The following is a 16,771-nucleotide window of genomic DNA, read 5'->3' as shown; positions in this document are numbered from 1 at the left end:
GGACTCACCCCGGTAGAGCGGGTGAGCTCCCATCGGTCAACAGTAAACGCCACCCGCCGCCGGAGCGCTCGAGCACCTGGCCGTTTTCAGTCGCGAGGATGAGGGACCTCTCCCCCGCCCCCGCTGTAATCGAGACTGCGCCATTGACTTCCGTGATCGCAGAGATTGGTCCCCCAATCGGCACGGAATAGATACCTGCGCTCGTGCCACCAGGCAATGTCGCGAGGGCGGCGACCGTCGTCTCGTCAATCCACGCCACATCGAGAATCTGTTCGAGACCGGCACCGATGTCGATCAGCTCGCCGATGTCGACTGGCGCGCCGTCACCACCGCGATTGATCGCGGCTACCGACATGTGGGTCGTGGCATCTGAGCGCCACACGAAGACTGCTCGAGCGCCCTCGCGTGAGATGTGGATGGACTCGATGATGCCTCCCTTTGGCAGGGACACAGACAGATCAACCCTCTGCTCATTAGCCAGAGCGGTGACGGTGCCGGCACGGTCTGCAGATGCCGTCCACACCCAGTCATAGATGTCGACCGACGGTGCGGCGAGGTCGGTCCCTTCAAGAAGCGTGACCGGTGAACCGCCCCTGTTCGTCAGCCCGACCAGGGAGTTCCCTGAAATCCCGACTGCCGGAGCGTTCTCTCCGTAGCCGACCGCGAGTGCGTCGAGATCGGTCGGCACCTCGCTCATCCGCAACGACACCGCCGATCCGTCCCGGTAAAAGGAAGGCCGACCCGCAACATTGACAATGAGCTCCGGGTCGACGAGCGGGTAAGGGGACAGCGCCGCTGTCTGACCCACCGACCACGGAGTACCTTCAACGAGTAGCTCGACGGTCTGAACGTTGGGGAGGACGGCGAGTGTCTCCTCCACCTGTGCGCTGAAGAGAGCCCGTTGATAGCCGGTCACAGACAGCACCTCGTCGTTGAGGGAGACCGTCGCACTGCCACCGCTGATCGTGATGCCGCGGTTGCCGAGAGCTGTGCCTGGTGGGATCGCGGTACGCACAGCGTCGGCCAGCCAGGTCACGGGGCCGTCAAAGAGCTGGGTTGTCGCGAGAGTCGCGTACGTGTTCTGTGGGAACCAGCGCAGGTCGGGAACAAGATACTGCGAGTCGGCCGTCAGGAAGTGGAGGACCGCCCGCGAATACCGAGATGTGAAGAGCGTGGAGGAGATGAGCAGACCGTTGTCGAGGTCGATGATGCGCCATTCACCCTCAGCATTGCGTGCAAGCGAGAACTCTGTTGTGATGACGGCATCAGGACTAGAGGGCTCGAACCGGCCATCTTGCTGGAGCGACCCTTCCGAGCCGAGGTTGAGCCGAACTGCCTCGGTGTCCGTGCGGGTCGTGACTGGCGGCCGCGAATCCGAATAGATGCGCACGACTTCAAGCGGCCGCCACAGCTCTGATGCCGTCGACGACAGATATTGGCGTGCAACTTCGAAATCGTCGGACAAGCCGGCGGCGGATGCGGTGAGGAAACCTTGGACGATCTCCTCGGGAGTCGACCCCTCACGGGGTTCGGCAGCATGGAAACCGACCGCCTGGTCGGTCCCGGTCGGTGCACGCGTCGCGTTGACGGGGCCCTCGGTAGGAAGAGATGTGCACGCCGCGAGGAGTGTCAGCAGTGCGAGGAGAGCGAGTAACCTTCTCACGACATCTCCTCCTCGAGCGTGAGCTCCTCAAAGTCCACCTCGACGTCGAGCGGTGCCGTGTAGGGCGCGCCGGGTTCTCTCGGCAGGATGAGAAGGAAACTCGAGCCTTCCCCGAGAACACCCCAGACGCGGATCTCCCCGCCGTGCAGGATGGCGTCTTCGCGGGCGATTGTCAGCCCGAGGCCTGTTCCGCCCGCCTTGCGTACGCGCGCCGCGTCGGCGCGCCAGAACCGGTCGAAGACATGGTCAGCCTGCTCTTGGCTCATACCGATGCCGTTGTCGACGACGCGCACACCGACGGCGGTCTCGTTACCGACAACGTCGACGCGGACCGCGCGGTCGCCCGCATGCTCGATGGCGTTGACGACGAGGTTGCGCACAATACGCTCGATGCGCCGTTGCTCGACAACGGCGTAGGTGTCGCCGATTGCGTCGATTGTCACCCGGACCTCGTATTCGCGGGCGAGGGGGGCAGCCATGTCAACCACGCTTTCCACCACCTCTGCGAGGTCAACGTTCTGGGCGTTGAGAGCCATCGCGCCAGCGTCGAATCGCGAGATCTCGAGCAGGTCGGCGAGCATCGCGTCGAGGTTGACGAGCTGACGTTGCATGAGTTCGGCAGAGCGCTGAAGTGAGGGCGGTAGGTCGGCGCGCTTGTCGTAAATGAGCTGGCCCGCCATCCGGATCGTCGTCACCGGGGAACGTAGCTCGTGCGACACCGCGGAAACGAAATCCTGCTGCACTTTCGACAGCTTCTGTAGCCGCGTGAATTGTTCGTCGAGGGAAGACGCCATCTGGTTGAACGACTGCGCGAGATGCGCCAGCTCGTCATCGCCGCGCACGTCCATCCGCACCTCGAATGCGCCGTCCGCAATCTTTCGGGCGTTGCGAGATGCTTCTCGGATGGGAACGAGGACCATGCGCACAAGGACAACGGAGAGTGCGACGAGCAGGGCAAGAAGAAGGACCGCAGCGGACACCTGGACGGTCGTGACGAGGCTGAGGAGCCGCTGCTCGTTTTCAAGTGAATAGAAGGAATAGAGCTCGTAGTCCCCCGCTCCAGGAACCGTGACAGAGATGCCGAACACAACTCCTGGAACATGCCCGCCGGTGCCGTTCGGAATGGCGACAGGCTGCCAGTGAAGTGCTTCAGAGTTCGCTGTCTGCGCCCTCATCTCGTCCGTGATGCTCTCGCGGAGCACCGTCGGGCCATTGCTCGGCTCAAGGATCTGAATGCTGCTGGCGGGCTGGTCCGCGCTCCTCATGAGCATGACGCCGACAACGGAGGAGGACGGGTCGTACATCGAGTTAACGATCGTCTTGACCGTCTCTTGGACATTGCCCGGGTTGGTGCCGATAGTTGCAGCAAAACGCTGGTCAGCCGCCCGCGCGTCAGCGCCAAACTCTTCAACGATCGCGTCAATCCGGTCCTCGTATACCTGGTCCTTGATTCGCCACAGGGCGATACCGAAGGTGAGGGCGACCGAGACGGCCACGATTGTGATGAGGATGCCGGTGACGCGGACTTCGAGCCGTTGGCTGATGTAGCGCCAGAGCTCGCCAAGCCGGTCGGCGAGGAGCCGGCCCCTGCTGGGTTCGGTTCGCTCCTCTATCGCCTGATCGGTCACTCGCGCGCCGCACCCGCCCGATAGCCGACTCCGCGGACGGTTAGGACAACTTCCGGATTATCCGGATCCTTCTCGACCTTGGCGCGTAGCCGCTGGACATGAACATTGACGAGTCGCGTATCCGCACTGTGGCGGTAGCCCCAGACAAGCTCCAGAAGCTCTTCACGTGAGAACACCTGGCGGGGCTTGCGGGCGAGGGCCACGAGGAGGTCGAACTCCAGGGGCGTGAGCGCGAGCGTTTCGTCGCCACGCGTGACGGAGTGCCCGGTGATGTCGATCGTCAGGTCGGCGACCTTGAGGATTTCGGGCTCAAGCTCCTGTCTGCGCATGCGAGCCTTGATGCGGGCCATGAGGACGGAGTTCTCGAATGGCTTCGTCACATAGTCGTCCGCCCCCGCCTCGAGCCCTGCAATGACATCCACCGAGTCTGTCAGCGCGCTCATCATAATAATCGGCACGTCCGACTCTTCGCGTAGCGCAGTGCAGACCTGAACGCCGTTGAGGCCTGGGAGCATAACGTCCAGGAGGACGAGGTCGGGCCTCTCGGCGCGGTACAGCGGTAGCACGGACAGACCGTCGGCGCAGACGGTCACCTCGTAGCCCTCCGACTCGAGGAGGATGGCAACCATCTCCGAAATCGACGGATCGTCATCGACGACAAGAATGCGGGAGTTCATGCCACCAGTTTCACATGAACGGCAGGAAATTTTCGACACACTGGCCGCCTGTATCGATATGACCTGCCGAACAGCACGCGCTGCCCGATCCGACTCCTATCGTCCCAGCAGGTGAAACGGTCAACCTGCCATGGGTGAAGAACCTCGGGTCTGCGCCGCGCCGCGGAGAAACCGCGACGCCCGTAGGCGTATAGGTCACCCTGTGTAAAGATGGTCCTGTAGCAGACGAAGGAGAAAAATATGTCGAATGATGACCAGCGCTGGCATCCGCACAACGACGACGACCGAAGCCCTCAGCCGCATGATGGCTGGGACCAGCAGTCGGACGGTCAAGGCTGGAAAGGCGAGGCACCGAACCAGAACGGTCAGAGCCCCGAGAACAATCCGCAGACGTTCGGCTATTTCAATCGCCCAACGGATCAGCCATCGTACGGCGAGTACTCCTCATATGGGCAGTTCGGACAGGGTTCGAACGACTATCAGCCCGCCCCCTACGGCGGGCTCAACGGCGCACCCTTCCCCCTTCATCCGCTCACGCCCCTCGAACAGATCGATGCAGCGATCCGTCTCGTGCGCTACAACCCGAAGGTCCTCGTTCTTCTGCCCCTCATCGTTTATCTCGTCGCAGGGTTGCTGTCGACAGTCCTTCTCCTCACCACCGGTGAGACCTCGCTGACGACTATCGATCCATTAGAGATTGACAATCTCGCGCTGACGACCGGATTCGCCGTCGTCAGCATCCTCTCAACCCTTATCTCGTTTATCGCCGCCCTCTTCATCTACACAACCGCAGTCAATGCGGCGATGAGCGCGGTGTATGGCCGGAAGATCTCGATCGGCCAGGCGCTGTCAATGTCCACCCGAGATTCGGGCAGGCTTGCTCTCGCCTACTTCCTCTACACTTTCCTCGCGATCGTCGCCCTTACACTTGTCGCCCTCCTCTTGTTTCCGCTGGCCGACGCGGGCGATGGCGCCATCGTCATCTTCTTCCTCGTCCTCATGGTCGCCATGTTCTACTTTGGGGTGCGGCTCTCCTGCGCGGTGCCCGTGCTCGTCGCCGAGCAGCGTGGGCCGATCGATGCGATCGTCCGCTCCTTCCAGCTGACACGTGGGCGGTTCTGGTCGGTCTTCGCCACGCTCGCCGCCGCGTTCGTCCTCATGATCGTCATTTCGATCGTCTTGTCGATCATCGTCGCTCTCTTCTCCTTCCTCGGGTTTGGCACAACAACCGGTGCCGTCATCTACTCGACGATCACAGGTGCCCTTATTTCGGCGGTCGTCATCGCGGTCACGCAGGCGGTCGCAAACGTCATTTACATCAACCTTCGGATGGTCCGGGAGAACTTCCACTACGACGTCCGCAGGCAATGATCCTCCACCCCGCCCTGGGGGCCGACCTCAGCCCCGAAGGGGATGAGGCTCGGCGATGGGCTGAGGACGAGCTGCGGCAGGCGAAGTATTCTGAGCCCGGCATGTCCCTCATCGAGCGGCTAGGTCTCTGGGTCCTCGACATCCTTGAGAAGCTCAATGTGTCGTTCGGCGCGGACGCGGCCTGGACTGGCTCGATCACCCTCATCATCCTTGTCGTCATCATCGCCGCGTCCACCATCATCTACGGCAGGCTCCGCTCCCGTACCAGCGCGAACGCAGACCGTGACATCGTCCTCGACGACGATCGCAGCGCAGAGCGCCTCCTACGCGACGCAAAGAGGGCGCATAGCGCGGGTGACTACAGCAGTGCGAGCGTCGACTACTACCGAGCCTGCATCCGCATCCTCGACCGCCGCGGCCTCATCGTCGCCACCCCCGGCGTAACTGCGCGTGAGTCGGCAGTCCAGGGCACGGCCGCGACCGGACTCCCCCTCGCTCCGGGCGCACACATCTTCGATGCCGTGCTTTACGGCGGGGAAAAGGCGGATGCGGAGGATGCGGACATGTTGGCCGGGCTTGTCGACCAGTGCAGGGCAGGGGCACCGGTATGAGCACCGACGCCCGCTTCGCCGTCCTGCCGCGCACACGCCCGCTATGGTTGCGGTTTCTCCTCGGTTTTCTCGCCGCATTCATCATCGCCACTCTCGCGATCGCGATATCGTCGCTGTCGGGCCGCAACAACCAGCAGACGATGCACCCGGACTCCGTCTCACCGGACGGGGCGGGAGCGCTGGGTGCCATCCTGTCCGACCGTGGGATCGCGACAACAGTCGTCCACACAGCGTCAGACGCTCTCGATGCTGGCGGTACCATCCTCGTCTGGGACCCGCATCTGCTCCTGTCGGACACCGATCGGGAGCAGCTGCTCACTGAACGGCTCATCATTGTCTCCGAGAGCGGCCAGGACACGCAGGAGTGGCTCGGCAAGAGCCTGGGGACCTTCGCCGGATCGCCAGATGACATTGTCCCGCCCTCGTGTGGGCAGGGGTGGTTGAACGGAATCGACGGTGCGCAGGGGATGACGGTCGGTGTGGGCGCCGCCGGCTGCTTCCCGATCGACGGCGGCCGTCACATCCTCATTCGCGACCGTGTCATGTACGTCGCCTCACCTGAACTCTTCATCAACGCAAACCTCGCCCAAGCCGACAACGCGGCGATCGCACTGCGGGCGCTCGGGCAGTCGGATTCAGTCGCGTGGCTCATGCCCGCAACAGAGCGAGTCGACCAACCAAGCACCGTTCCGCCTGCCCTGACGGGTGCCCTCATCGGTTTCGTCCTCGTCGCCCTCTGGTACGGCATCCTCGTGCGCCGCCCGTTCGGCCCACTGATCTCCGAACAGTTGCCCGTAGTCGTTCCCTCGGCAGAAGCGGCGCGGGGCAGGGCGCGACTGTACGAGCGCGGTCGGGCCACCTCCCATGCCGGTGCCGCGCTACGTGCGGGGACCATCGCCCGTCACACTGGCCGCCTCGGACTGCCTCCCGACTCCACCCCTGACATGGTGGTCGAGCGGGTGTCGGACCTCAGCGGCCGCTCTCCACACGACGTCCGCCATCTTCTTTACGGACCAGACCCCGCCACCGACTCGGAGCTAGCCGCGCTGGCCAACGCCCTCACCGACCTCTCAAAGGAGCTCACCGATGAATGACCGGTCATACCGCCCCCGCCTCGCCGTTCCAGAGCCAGAGGACAGTGCGACCTCGACCCAGCGTGCCTTCGGGGCTCTCGCGGGCGAAACCCGCAAGGCCGTCATTGGCCAGGAGGAAGCCCTCGCGGGCCTTGTCGTCGGGCTACTGTCGGGCGGTCATGTCCTCCTCGAGGGCGTGCCGGGTACCGCGAAAACCCTGCTCGTCCGAGCACTCGCGGCAGGCCTCGACCTGCAAGAGAAGAGGGTGCAATTCACTCCCGATCTCATGCCTGGCGATCTCACGGGCTCACTCATCTTCCGAGATGGGACATTCGATTTCCGTCCGGGGCCAGTGTTCACACAGCTACTCCTGGCCGATGAGATCAACCGGACCCCGCCAAAAACGCAGGCGGCACTGCTTGAAGCGATGGCGGAGCACCGGGTAACGGTCGATGGCGAGCCGCGGGATCTACCGGACCCGTTCATGGTCATCGCTACCCAGAACCCGATCGAATACGAGGGAACATATCCTCTTCCGGAGGCACAGCTCGACCGGTTCCTTCTCAAAATCACTGTCCCGCTACCGGAGCGCGATGCGGAGCTTGAGGTTGTTCGACGCCACGCCGCAGGCTTCGACCCGAACAATCTTGCCCTCATCAGTCCCGCCGCCGGCGAGGCCGAGATCCTCGCGGCACGTCAGGAAATCGCGGGTATCCACGTTCATCCAGCCATCCAGGCCTACATCGTCGACCTCGTCCGGTCGACGCGAAGCGCCCCCGCGGTCGAGATCGGGGTCTCCCCCCGAGGCGCGACCGCACTGCTACGGACGTCACAGGCGTGGGCGTGGCTGTCAGGCCGCACGTATGCGACCCCGGACGATGTCAAGGCAATGACGCTGACGGCGCTCACGCATCGGGTCAGGCTACGGCCCGAGGCTGAGCTCGACGGCATGTCGACCGAGCGCGTCATCGATCACGTCCTCGCACAGGTCCCGGTGCCACGCTGATGCATGTCACGACCAGGTCGGCGGTCCTCTCCAGCCTCGCGGTACCAGCTGGGCTTGTGAGTGGCGACTGGCTGTGGCCCGTCATTGTCATCGTAGCCGTTGCGGCCCTCAGCGGTCTCGACTGGCTCCTTGCGGGACGCCCCAACGACATCTCCAGTGACCGGCCCGACGTCACGACGAGACTCGGGACCGCCGCAGAGTCGACAGTTACGCTGACGAATGGGGGGCGACGGCCGCTCGTGGGCGCGGCGCGAAACGGGTGGCCACCCTCGGTGGGTGTTTCTCCCGCAACCGTCGACTTCGGCCTCGAACCGGGCGCCTCAATCACCCTGACGTCCCGGCTTGTGCCCTCCCGCCGAGGCAAGATCTCAGCTGGTCCCCTCGTTATCCGTACCCGCGGCCCCCTCGGTCTCGCCGGCCGCCAGCTCAGCAAACCCGACGAGTCGACCCTCACTGTCCTCCCCCAGTTCCGCGCGCGACGATTCCTGCCGAGCAGGATCGCTCGGCTACGGGAAATGGAGGGGCGGAGCCTTCTCCTCGTCTCTGGCGAGGGCACCGAGTTCGACTCCCTGCGAGAGTACGTCCGTGGAGACGATGTTCGCGCCATCGACTGGCGCTCAAGCGCGCGCCGCGGCGAGACACTTGTGAGGACGTGGCGGCCCGAACGGGACCGCCGCATCATCTCACTCCTCGATTGTGGCAGGTCAGCCTCGATCCGGATCGGTGACGAGCCGAGGCTCGATTCCGGCATCGATACGACGCTTCTTCTCGCGGCTCTCGCGGAACGATCCGGGGACCGGCTACACGTGCTTGCCCACGATGATCGGCTGCGGGTGCGTGTCGATCCCGGGCGGCGGGAGACCATCCACGCCCTCGCTACTGCTCTTGCCGACGTCCATCCGAGCCTTGCTCAAACAGACTGGGTCGGCGCCGCTGGCGCCGTGACGAAAACCGTGTCCAACCGCGCTCTTGTTGTCATCACAACCGCACTCGACTCTGGTGTTGTCCCGGGCGGCCTCCTCGAGGCGATTCCACTCCTGCGCCGACACACCGTGCTCATTGCTGTCGCCGAAGACCCCGCGCTTGCGCACATGACAGAGATCGACGGCACCGCCGCCTCAGCTTATGAGGCAGCGGCAGCGCACCGGGCACTCCTCGAAGAGAGAGCCCTTGCCGACCATCTCACTCGCCTCGGAGCACACGTCGTCTTCGCCCCACCGGCCCACCTGCCAGCCACGGTCGCCGACACCTATCTCGACCTCAAAGAAGCAGGGAAACTCTGACGGGCGAGGCTTATCCAGCAGTGAGCCGTCCTCCGGCTTAAAACGTCATGCGACCGGGACGGAGTAACCCGCATCTTCCTCGCTGAGGTCCGCGGACCCACCATGTGCGAGCGCCCACCTGCCGCCCCAGATCGTGTAGACCCAGTAGGCCGCGAGCGCGATTGTGCCGATGAGGATCTTAACGACCCACGGCAGGTCTGAGGGTGTGACAAATCCTTCGATCGCGCCGGAAACGGCGAGGATGAGGACAAGACCGACGGCGACGATGACGGTGGTTCGTCCTTCCTGTGCGAGAGCCTGTGCCCGTGTGCGCGAGCCCGGCGAAACCATCGCCCAGAACAGGGACAACCCGGCACCGGCGGCGATGAAGATCGCGGTGAGCTCCAGTTGCCCGTGCGGGAGGATGAGCTGGAAGAACACGCCGAGGCCGTCCTGATCGTGCATGATCGCGGCCGAAGCGCCGATGGCGGCCGCGTTCTCGTAGAGAACGAAGGCGGGGACGACTCCGGTGATGCCACCGGCGATGGCCTGGACGGCAATGCGGGCGTTGTTCGTCCACACCTGCCCTGCGAAGTCTGCCGACGGGAATTCGGAATAGTAGGCGGCAAACGCCTCGTTCGCGTACTGACTCAATTCCTGCTCACCGCCGAGCATCCCGAGGACCTGCGGGATTGTCGCCGTATATATCGCGGTCGTTGTCGCGATGAGGAGGAACGCAACCATGACCCCGACCGTCCACCACCTCACCCGGTAGAACGCGAGCGGAAGGGTCATACGGAAAAACGTGGCGACTGCGCTACGAGTGAGGACGCGCTCACCGCTGAGTTCGGCACGTGCCGCGGATAGGAGCTGTGAGAGCCTCAAGACAAGGTTTGGATCCGGACTACTCGTCCTGATCGTCGCGAGATGGGTTGCCGTGCGCTGGTAGAGACGGATGAATTCGTCAGTTTCGGGGCCGCTGAGAGACCGCCGCTTCGTCAGGTGGCGGAGCCTGTCCCATTCATGCTGGTGTGCGAGGGCGAAGGCATTGGCATCCATTGCCCCAGTCTCGCATGTACGCGGCCTCCCGGGCGCGGGAGTCGCTACTGTGGTGTCATGACGAAAGAGACAGCCGATGTTCGCTACCGCGAAGCGGGCAGCACATCGGCGCCGGTCGATGAGCGGACGGACATCATCACGGGCGAGGGTGTCGGCCTTGTCCTGCCGACCGTCGCGCTCGGCACGAGAATCATGTCCGCCCTCGTCGACTACACGGTCTACCTCGTCATCGGCGGAATCGTGTGGTACGTGGCACAGCGCGTGTGGGAGCCGGAGAATGTGGCGCAGGCGCTGACGTGGATTACGACAATCCTCATGGTGTGGGCAGTCGGCTTGCCGTTCCTCGCCCAATGGCTGACGCACGGCTCGTCGCTTGGCCGGCTCCTGACGAGCACACGCACGGTCCGGTATGACGGCGGCACGATCACGATGAGGCATGCACTCACGCGTGCCGTTGCGGGACTCTTCGACATTTATCTCACCCTCGGCGCGCTCGGATCCTTCGCCATCGCCTCCACGGCCCGGTCTCAGCGCACCGGCGACCTGCTCGCTGGCACCATCGTTGTGACGTGGCCGCGCCGCTATCGCGGTCCCCAACCGCTCCGCGTCCATCCTGACCTTGATCGGTGGGCACGGGTGGCGATTGTCAGCCCCCTGCCCGGTCAGCTGTCGATAGCCGCACGTGATTACCTGCGCAATGCGAAGGCGATGACGCCGGAGCGTCGGCAGGAGCGCGGGCGTGATCTCGCCGCCGCCCTCGAACCGTTCACGGCGCCAGCACCGCCTATCGGAACCGACCCGAACGCCTTCATCACCACCACCCTCGCGCTACGAGAGGCAGCAGATTTCCAGGCGGCAGCGGAGACGATGCGGAGGCAGATGAGAACGGAGGAGCGGCTCACCGTTCTCCCGTTCTCGGTTGGTCAGCAAAGACAGGTGACCGACCAACGCGGTATGGAACAGGGGTAGTACATCATGAGCCTTACGTGCCGCACGGTCCGTCGGTACTCTGGCTTATCGGGCTCGCGCTGGTAGCTCCATGAGCCGGGTGAACGACAACGGTCACCGGCTGTGTCGCTCTCAGGCGGGAACTTCTTCTGCCTCTGTCGGCAGGAGGATGGGAACCTCGTTCTCGATCCTGTACCGCCATGCGGGAGTGGAGGATGAAATGTACCAGTCACCTTCGCGTCGCAATTCAGTGCCGGTCTTCGGGCAGCGCAACGCGCTGCGGATCCAGTCAGTCATCGCTCTCTCCTGGGTTTGGAACCGCTCGTAGGGCGGGTGTTGTCGGGCCTGGAACATCGGATCTGCGGCGTACCTGGCGTTCGGCTGGCTTCGGCTCCGGGGCGCGGCGGCGACTCGCCTCTTTGATCGCGTTCGCAAGCGCCATGAGGTCATTGTCTGAGGGCGGTGCCGGCTCATATTCCGTGACGAGCCTGACCATCGTCCATCCCCTCGGCACGGTGACGGACTGCGCATGGTTCTCACACAGGTCGAGAGCGCCCTTTTGGGCAACGGGTGACAGCGGTCCGACAACAGCGGTCGCTTCGCCATAGTTGTACGTCATCGTCACGACGGCGCGTTCCGCGCATTGTGTCCTCGAGCATTGCCTCACCACAGCTCCCAACCGTAGCACGCGCGGTACCCTGGTCGGGTGAGCGCCTACCCGTACGACAAGTTTCCGAAGCCCGCCCAATCGCTACGTCGAGACCGGCACGGGCGGGGCCTGCGCGGCCCAATCATGCCGCCCACCGTCCCCGCCTGGCGGACGCGATCGGAACGCTTCGACGACATCGTGTCGATGGAAGTCGCGATGTACCGCAAGCATCTTGGTGACGTCGTCGACCGACTCGACTACACGGTGCTCGACGTGCCCGAATCGGACCCGACCCCGTGGGAGGACGGCATTCCCCAGGCCCGTTTCTTCCCCATGGATCGCAACACGGGCCTCGAAGGCCGCATTGTTCTCTACCGGCGCCCCATGGAGCAGATGGCGCCGACGGAGGGCACGTTGTCCGTCCTTGTCCATATGGTTATCACCCAGCAGCTCGCATCGTTTCTCGGCCGCTCGCCCGAAGAGATCGACTACCACAACCACCATTGAGGCTGCGCAGTAGGCGTTCAGCAGTTCGCCCGGCGGTCGTCGTCTGGGCGAGCTCAGCTCACGATGTCAATGAGGAGTTCGCCTGACGTGGACGGAGGCGGGGTCGCGACAAGGCCGGAGATTCCGGTAATCGAGCCGATCTCCCGCACCGACAGGATGCCGACATGGACGGGAGAGTCGGCATCGATGACAACGTGTGAGGCGCGGTCGGGGCTCGTGATCGAGGCAAGGCGGTCGACCGTCACCTCCACCGTGTCAAGCTCGCCACCCTCGTGATCGAAGAACGTCACTGCCGCCTCCGTCGGCTCATCCGCATAGAGCGTGACCTGGGAGGTCGAGTCGGGGATCACTGCCGCGCTCCGATGGCCGGCCTCGCTTGAAGCGAGCCATGCATAATCATCGTCAAGGTCGATCCGGACGCCGGCGAGAACCGGCACATCGGATTCGACAACGAGGGCGGACCAGTCTCCCCGCAACCCGTCCATCGACAAATCGAGGACCGTGCCTGGCGACAGTGCGACCTCCTGGGCTCCCGGGACCTCCTCGATGCCGTCCGCGGTGATCGAGGAGACGGACATGGTGGCACGCTCCTCCCCCGGATTCACCACTCGCAGAGCGACCGTCCCATGCTCGCCCGTGAGGTCCGCACCGGGGATGACGACGGTCGTCCCCGGCTCCGCGCCTGCCGTGACAGATCCGATGCCGGCCCCGGAAATGCCGTCGACCTCATGGAGAAGCAGGTGGGCTGCCACCTGCCCACCGGTCGACGTTATTTCGAACGCGAGGCGCGGATCGCGCACTCCTGCCTCGACGAGAATCGTCTGGGACGACTGTGCATCGACTGTTGTCGATGAGATGACAGACGGCCCCGCCGTGCCGGTTGACGTGTATGCGGTAACCGCGACCGTGGCCGGACTACCGGAGACATTGGTGAGAACAAGTTGGGCTGACGCGGACGCGGCCGTCGAACCGCCGACAAGGTACTGGGTCGTCGCGGGAGCGACACAGGGGGCGAGTGCCATTCCCGCAAGTTCTCCCAGCTCCTGGTAGCGCTGGGTTGTCGCTGCCGCGAGGACGGGTTCTTCGCCCTGCTCGACTGTGAGCTCGCCGGGGAAGGCACCCGACTCGTAGAAGGTGCGCACACCACCGGAGCCGAGATCGGACGAGCCGAGGGCGGCGTCGCCGCCGCCGACAACGATCGAGCGGGAACGTACCAGAGTGTCGGAATCCTCTCCGCCGATTCCTGCCGTCATCGCGCCCATCGTCTTCTCGAAATCAGGCGGGCAGGCGAGCGAGACAGCGCGGGCTGCGCCCTCAACGCGGACGGGGTCGACGCCCGCGGGCTCTGCCACTGGAACGGTGATGGCAACGGCAATGCCACCCGCACCAATGGCGAGGGCGGCGAGGCTGGATGCGATGCGGGGTCTTCTCATCGGGCCCTCCACGGCAGGCTGACAGTGATATTTCCGGCAATGAGAAGGATGCGGATCAGGGTGACCCACCATTGGGCAAAACCGCCGTCGTGGCTGATGTGAACCGTGCCGGGCTTCTCAACCTGCCATGCAGCACGCCACGGATCATCGGCCCGTTCGAGCTCGACTCCGTCCTGAACGGCTGTCCACCCCGGGTCGTCCCGCTCTGCCAGTGTCAGGACGCCCGGCTCGGCCGTCACGGTCGCATCGACGACATGAGACTCGAGAACGTTCTCGCCCTGCATGACCCGCCCCGAGGGCACATCGACACGCCAGAACGTGCCGATCTCGGACTTCGTGATCCTCGTGATCGAATCAGATGCGTCAAGAAGCGTGCCGAGCTCGTCAGCGTCCGAGCCCGGGACGAGGACGACGGTGACAGCGTGACGGGCCACAAGCTCCGCAAAGTCGTCTTCACCGAGCCGTGCGAGAGCGCCCGCGAGGACGTCACCACCGACCTGACCACGGGCCGTGAGTTGCGGACCATCCCCTCGCCACAGCTCAGCGCGGTACCCCCCTTCGGTCTCACTGAGAACGAGAGTACGGCCCCGTGCGGGGTCGGTTGCGCTTTTGGCAGCGACCGCGGGGATCATCGTCGCAGGAGCGTCGCCGACGAGGGTGGTTCCGTCCCCATGAACGGCGATGAGCCAGGCCGCGCTACCGGCAACCGGAATTCCCACGACACCAAGCGTGCACGCTCCGACGAGCAGGTGGCGGACAGACAGACCGGACGCGGATAGGTCTGCCCGCAGGCCGTGGGCGCCGCCGGCGACAGCGACGACGAGACCGAGCCACATGAGGCTAAGGCCGGGCCCGGGCCACGCCGGTGCCTCGGCGAGGGTTGACTGGTCGACGCCGTCAGTTTGTGTGAGGGCGAAGCCCGTGAGCACCCCACCGGCACCGACGAGAAGCCAGCCGATGCGGACCGCGCGGGCTCTGCGGACACGAACGAGGGAGAGGATCGCGGTGACGACGACAAGTGCGGCCGCAGCGAGGAGGACAGGTTGAGCTGTCTCCACCCCCATCGGCCATCCCGCGAGGACCTCCCACCGCTCGGCTAGCGTCCACTCGAACGGCGCACCCGGTAGTCGAACGAGCGACTCGGGCAGGGATTTTGTCATCGACCACAGGGCGGGGCCCGCAAGCGCCGTGCCTGGGATCGGGACCCATAGCCACGTGAATCGTCGCTGACTGAGCGCGGCGATGATCGCGAATATCGCGACACCGACAATCGCTGCCGGATAGGCAGCACCGGCGACGAGTGTCCACCACGCGGCTGAGCCGAGGTGGGACGATGCTCGTGTTGTCACTGCTCGGACGAAGCTCATCGCCAGCAGCGGCAGGACGATGTGGAAGAGCACGGCACCGGCGGACCCGGCAGACAGGGAGGAGAGGAACGGTGGGGCTGCGGCCCAGACCGCGCCGAGAATGAACCGCAGCGTCGGCGAGGTGGCAACGCTGCCCGATGCGCGGAATGCGGACAGGCCCGCGAGCATGGGGGCGGCGATGAAGAAGAGATAGATCGCCTCGGTCAGGGTGCCTCCGGCGTAGCCCGCCAGCCATGTGAACGGGATCGCGAGAATCCACAGTGGCTCGAGATGTCCGGCGTGCCCATCCCCCGCGGGAACCCACGTTCTTGTCGCGGCCTGAAGGAGGTCGCCCGCGCTCGAATCATCCGGCAGGAGGCCGCCGCCGCTCAGCCCGAAAGCTGACAGGTTGGGCGCGAAACCGGCGATCCCCAGAGCGAGAGTGATGACCGCGAGCGCTGACGCGCTCGCCCTCGTTCGGGCACGCCGCTCCGCTACCTCACGCCGCACGTGGGCCGGTGGCAAATTCCGTAGCTTCTCCGCTTCCCGCCGTGCCTTGCGAATATCGGACCGGCCCTCGATAACGTCCCGATGGGTCGCTTCGAGGCTGCGGTACGCACGGGTGACGGTCGCCCGAGAGAGCCGTCTCCGAGCTGCGTGGAGGGCAGACGCACGCCGGAGTAGCTCGACAGCCGCCCAGAGCTCCCCCCGGGCACGGACCGTGTCTTTGAGCGCAATCCGCGCGAGCGCCCGAACTGGGCTGAGGACCATGTAGAGGAGGAAGAGAACCGGTGCAACGAGGAGCGGTGCGCGTTGCAGAGCCGTGTACATCTGGGCCCCTCGGCGGCGACCGAACGAGTGCGGGGTATCCGCAAAGGATTCTCTCGCGTGCCGAATAGCGGCGCTTGGGACGACAACAACACGGTGGCCCGCGGCTCGAAGGCGGCGGGAGAGCTCAAGCCCATCTCCAAATGGGCCGAGAGCGGGGTCAAAACCGCCTGCGGCATCGAGCGCTGCCGTGCGTAACAGCATCCCCGCTGTTCCGACGGCAAGGACGTCGTCACGGGTGTCGAACTGTCCCTGATCCTTCTCCCCCGGATCGAGCTCGGGTACGCGGCGTCCGGATCGGGTGGCTCTGATGCCGACCTCGAGTAGCTCGGTTGGGTCATCCCAGCCGACCTGCTTGGGACCGGCTGCCGCGATCATCTTTGACGATTCGCAGACGCGGTGGAGCTCGGCGAGGCAGGTGGGAGCCGGGGCGGAATCGGCGTGCAGTAGCCACGTCCATTCGCTTTCGTCAACGCCAGCCGCATACGCCTCACCGGAGGTCTGAGCGTCCGACCGGATGATGGTGACGGCAATCCCACGCGTCTCAAGAGCACTCGTGTCGACGTCGCCTCCATCAAGGAGGACGAGGCTAAGCCGATCGGGTGCGCGGGTCCCATCGGCGACGGCACGGAGTGTGACCGGTAGATGCTCGGACGTGGACGAGCCGACGACAACCGCGTGGATGCCGTCGGCAGGGGGGTTCGTCATCA

15 protein-coding genes are annotated in these 16,771 nt (G+C 64.7%); 7 read left to right on the top strand and 8 right to left on the bottom strand.

All coding sequences use genetic code 11. From position 1 onward, the window contains the following. Window positions 1–4 precede the first annotated feature (4 nt). From H7E91_RS03545 to mtrA, 3 genes are read right to left on the bottom strand one after another with little or no spacing between them, the layout of a single operon-like run. Window positions 5–1,663, bottom strand: coding sequence for an LpqB family beta-propeller domain-containing protein (locus tag H7E91_RS03545; protein WP_182353733.1), 1,659 nt, complete (start codon window positions 1,661–1,663; stop codon window positions 5–7). Next, window positions 1,660–3,291, bottom strand: coding sequence for an MtrAB system histidine kinase MtrB (mtrB, locus tag H7E91_RS03540; RefSeq protein WP_182353732.1), 1,632 nt, complete (start codon window positions 3,289–3,291; stop codon window positions 1,660–1,662). Before mtrB ends, H7E91_RS03545 begins: the two co-directional genes overlap by 4 nt. Next, window positions 3,288–3,968, bottom strand: coding sequence for an MtrAB system response regulator MtrA (gene mtrA / locus H7E91_RS03535; RefSeq protein WP_182353731.1), 681 nt, complete (start codon window positions 3,966–3,968; stop codon window positions 3,288–3,290). The genes mtrB and mtrA overlap by 4 nt, the downstream gene beginning before the upstream one ends. A 240-nt stretch (window positions 3,969–4,208) precedes the next feature. Between mtrA and H7E91_RS03530 the strand changes: the two genes are divergently transcribed. The 5 genes from H7E91_RS03530 to H7E91_RS03510 are packed head-to-tail and all read left to right on the top strand — an operon-like array spanning window position 4,209 to window position 9,312. Beyond that, the gene (locus H7E91_RS03530; protein ID WP_182353730.1) at window positions 4,209–5,339 is read left to right on the top strand and encodes a glycerophosphoryl diester phosphodiesterase membrane domain-containing protein; all 1,131 of its coding nucleotides are present in this window, start codon (window positions 4,209–4,211) and stop codon (window positions 5,337–5,339) included. Continuing rightward, a complete protein-coding gene (locus tag H7E91_RS03525; protein WP_182353729.1) occupies window positions 5,336–5,950 on the top strand; it encodes a DUF4129 domain-containing protein in 615 nt (204 codons plus the stop codon). Before H7E91_RS03530 ends, H7E91_RS03525 begins: the two co-directional genes overlap by 4 nt. Further along, window positions 5,947–7,044 (top strand): DUF4350 domain-containing protein, encoded by a 1,098-nt coding sequence (locus H7E91_RS03520; RefSeq protein WP_182353728.1) that lies wholly within the window; start codon window positions 5,947–5,949, stop codon window positions 7,042–7,044. Before H7E91_RS03525 ends, H7E91_RS03520 begins: the two co-directional genes overlap by 4 nt. Then, window positions 7,037–8,029 carry an AAA family ATPase gene (locus H7E91_RS03515; protein ID WP_182353727.1) on the top strand — a complete coding sequence of 331 codons (993 nt, stop codon included), beginning with the start codon at window positions 7,037–7,039 and terminating at the stop codon, window positions 8,027–8,029. The genes H7E91_RS03520 and H7E91_RS03515 overlap by 8 nt, the downstream gene beginning before the upstream one ends. Next, window positions 8,029–9,312, top strand: a complete 1,284-nt coding sequence (locus H7E91_RS03510; protein ID WP_182353726.1) for a DUF58 domain-containing protein — start codon at window positions 8,029–8,031, stop codon at window positions 9,310–9,312. Before H7E91_RS03515 ends, H7E91_RS03510 begins: the two co-directional genes overlap by 1 nt. A 45-nt stretch (window positions 9,313–9,357) precedes the next feature. Here the strand turns inward: H7E91_RS03510 and H7E91_RS03505 are convergent, their stop codons facing one another. Then, window positions 9,358–10,350 (bottom strand): stage II sporulation protein M, encoded by a 993-nt coding sequence (locus H7E91_RS03505; protein WP_182353725.1) that lies wholly within the window; start codon window positions 10,348–10,350, stop codon window positions 9,358–9,360. A 57-nt stretch (window positions 10,351–10,407) separates the two neighbouring features. On the opposite strand from H7E91_RS03505, the gene H7E91_RS03500 reads away from it, so the two are divergent. Further along, window positions 10,408–11,319, top strand: a complete 912-nt coding sequence (locus tag H7E91_RS03500) for an RDD family protein (protein WP_182353724.1) — start codon at window positions 10,408–10,410, stop codon at window positions 11,317–11,319. A 111-nt stretch (window positions 11,320–11,430) separates the two neighbouring features. Here the strand turns inward: H7E91_RS03500 and H7E91_RS03495 are convergent, their stop codons facing one another. Further along, window positions 11,431–11,595 (bottom strand): Trm112 family protein, encoded by a 165-nt coding sequence (locus H7E91_RS03495; protein WP_182353723.1) that lies wholly within the window; start codon window positions 11,593–11,595, stop codon window positions 11,431–11,433. After that, entirely contained in the window at window positions 11,588–11,965 is a 378-nt protein-coding gene (locus H7E91_RS03490) for a DUF3499 domain-containing protein (RefSeq protein WP_338401718.1), read from the bottom strand. The genes H7E91_RS03495 and H7E91_RS03490 overlap by 8 nt, the downstream gene beginning before the upstream one ends. A 39-nt stretch (window positions 11,966–12,004) precedes the next feature. Here H7E91_RS03490 and H7E91_RS12080 point away from each other — a divergent pair, with 39 nt between their 5' ends. After that, the gene (locus tag H7E91_RS12080) at window positions 12,005–12,454 is read left to right on the top strand and encodes a metallopeptidase family protein (protein ID WP_338401717.1); all 450 of its coding nucleotides are present in this window, start codon (window positions 12,005–12,007) and stop codon (window positions 12,452–12,454) included. Between the two features lie 53 nt (window positions 12,455–12,507). Here H7E91_RS12080 and H7E91_RS03480 read toward each other — a convergent pair whose 3' ends face one another. Both H7E91_RS03480 and H7E91_RS03475 read right to left on the bottom strand, forming a co-directional pair. Continuing rightward, window positions 12,508–13,887, bottom strand: coding sequence for a DUF5719 family protein (locus H7E91_RS03480; protein WP_182353722.1), 1,380 nt, complete (start codon window positions 13,885–13,887; stop codon window positions 12,508–12,510). Beyond that, complete coding sequence (locus H7E91_RS03475) at window positions 13,884–16,769, bottom strand: glycosyltransferase (protein ID WP_182353721.1); 2,886 nt, start codon at window positions 16,767–16,769, stop codon at window positions 13,884–13,886. The genes H7E91_RS03480 and H7E91_RS03475 overlap by 4 nt, the downstream gene beginning before the upstream one ends. Window positions 16,770–16,771: the final 2 nt, after the last annotated feature.

Origin of the sequence: Flaviflexus huanghaiensis, from assembly GCF_014118685.1 — a bacterium.
Taxonomy (GTDB): domain Bacteria; phylum Actinomycetota; class Actinomycetes; order Actinomycetales; family Actinomycetaceae; genus Flaviflexus; species Flaviflexus huanghaiensis.
This window is presented reverse-complemented; position numbering and strand designations above follow the sequence as displayed.

Excerpts from the sequence above, each read along its gene's own strand:
- mtrA (WP_182353731.1), bottom strand. The coding sequence starts at position 3,968 with ATGAACTCCCGCATTCTTGTCGTCGATGACGATCCGTCGATTTCGGAG.
- H7E91_RS03530 (WP_182353730.1), top strand. The coding sequence starts at position 4,209 with ATGTCGAATGATGACCAGCGCTGGCATCCGCACAACGACGACGACCGA.
- H7E91_RS03525 (WP_182353729.1), top strand. The coding sequence starts at position 5,336 with ATGATCCTCCACCCCGCCCTGGGGGCCGACCTCAGCCCCGAAGGGGAT.
- H7E91_RS03520 (WP_182353728.1), top strand. The coding sequence starts at position 5,947 with ATGAGCACCGACGCCCGCTTCGCCGTCCTGCCGCGCACACGCCCGCTA.
- H7E91_RS03515 (WP_182353727.1), top strand. The coding sequence starts at position 7,037 with ATGAATGACCGGTCATACCGCCCCCGCCTCGCCGTTCCAGAGCCAGAG.
- H7E91_RS03510 (WP_182353726.1), top strand. The coding sequence starts at position 8,029 with ATGCATGTCACGACCAGGTCGGCGGTCCTCTCCAGCCTCGCGGTACCA.
- H7E91_RS03505 (WP_182353725.1), bottom strand. The coding sequence starts at position 10,350 with ATGGATGCCAATGCCTTCGCCCTCGCACACCAGCATGAATGGGACAGG.
- H7E91_RS03500 (WP_182353724.1), top strand. The coding sequence starts at position 10,408 with ATGACGAAAGAGACAGCCGATGTTCGCTACCGCGAAGCGGGCAGCACA.
- H7E91_RS03495 (WP_182353723.1), bottom strand. The coding sequence starts at position 11,595 with ATGACTGACTGGATCCGCAGCGCGTTGCGCTGCCCGAAGACCGGCACT.
- H7E91_RS03480 (WP_182353722.1), bottom strand. The coding sequence starts at position 13,887 with ATGAGAAGACCCCGCATCGCATCCAGCCTCGCCGCCCTCGCCATTGGT.
- H7E91_RS03475 (WP_182353721.1), bottom strand. The coding sequence starts at position 16,769 with ATGACGAACCCCCCTGCCGACGGCATCCACGCGGTTGTCGTCGGCTCG.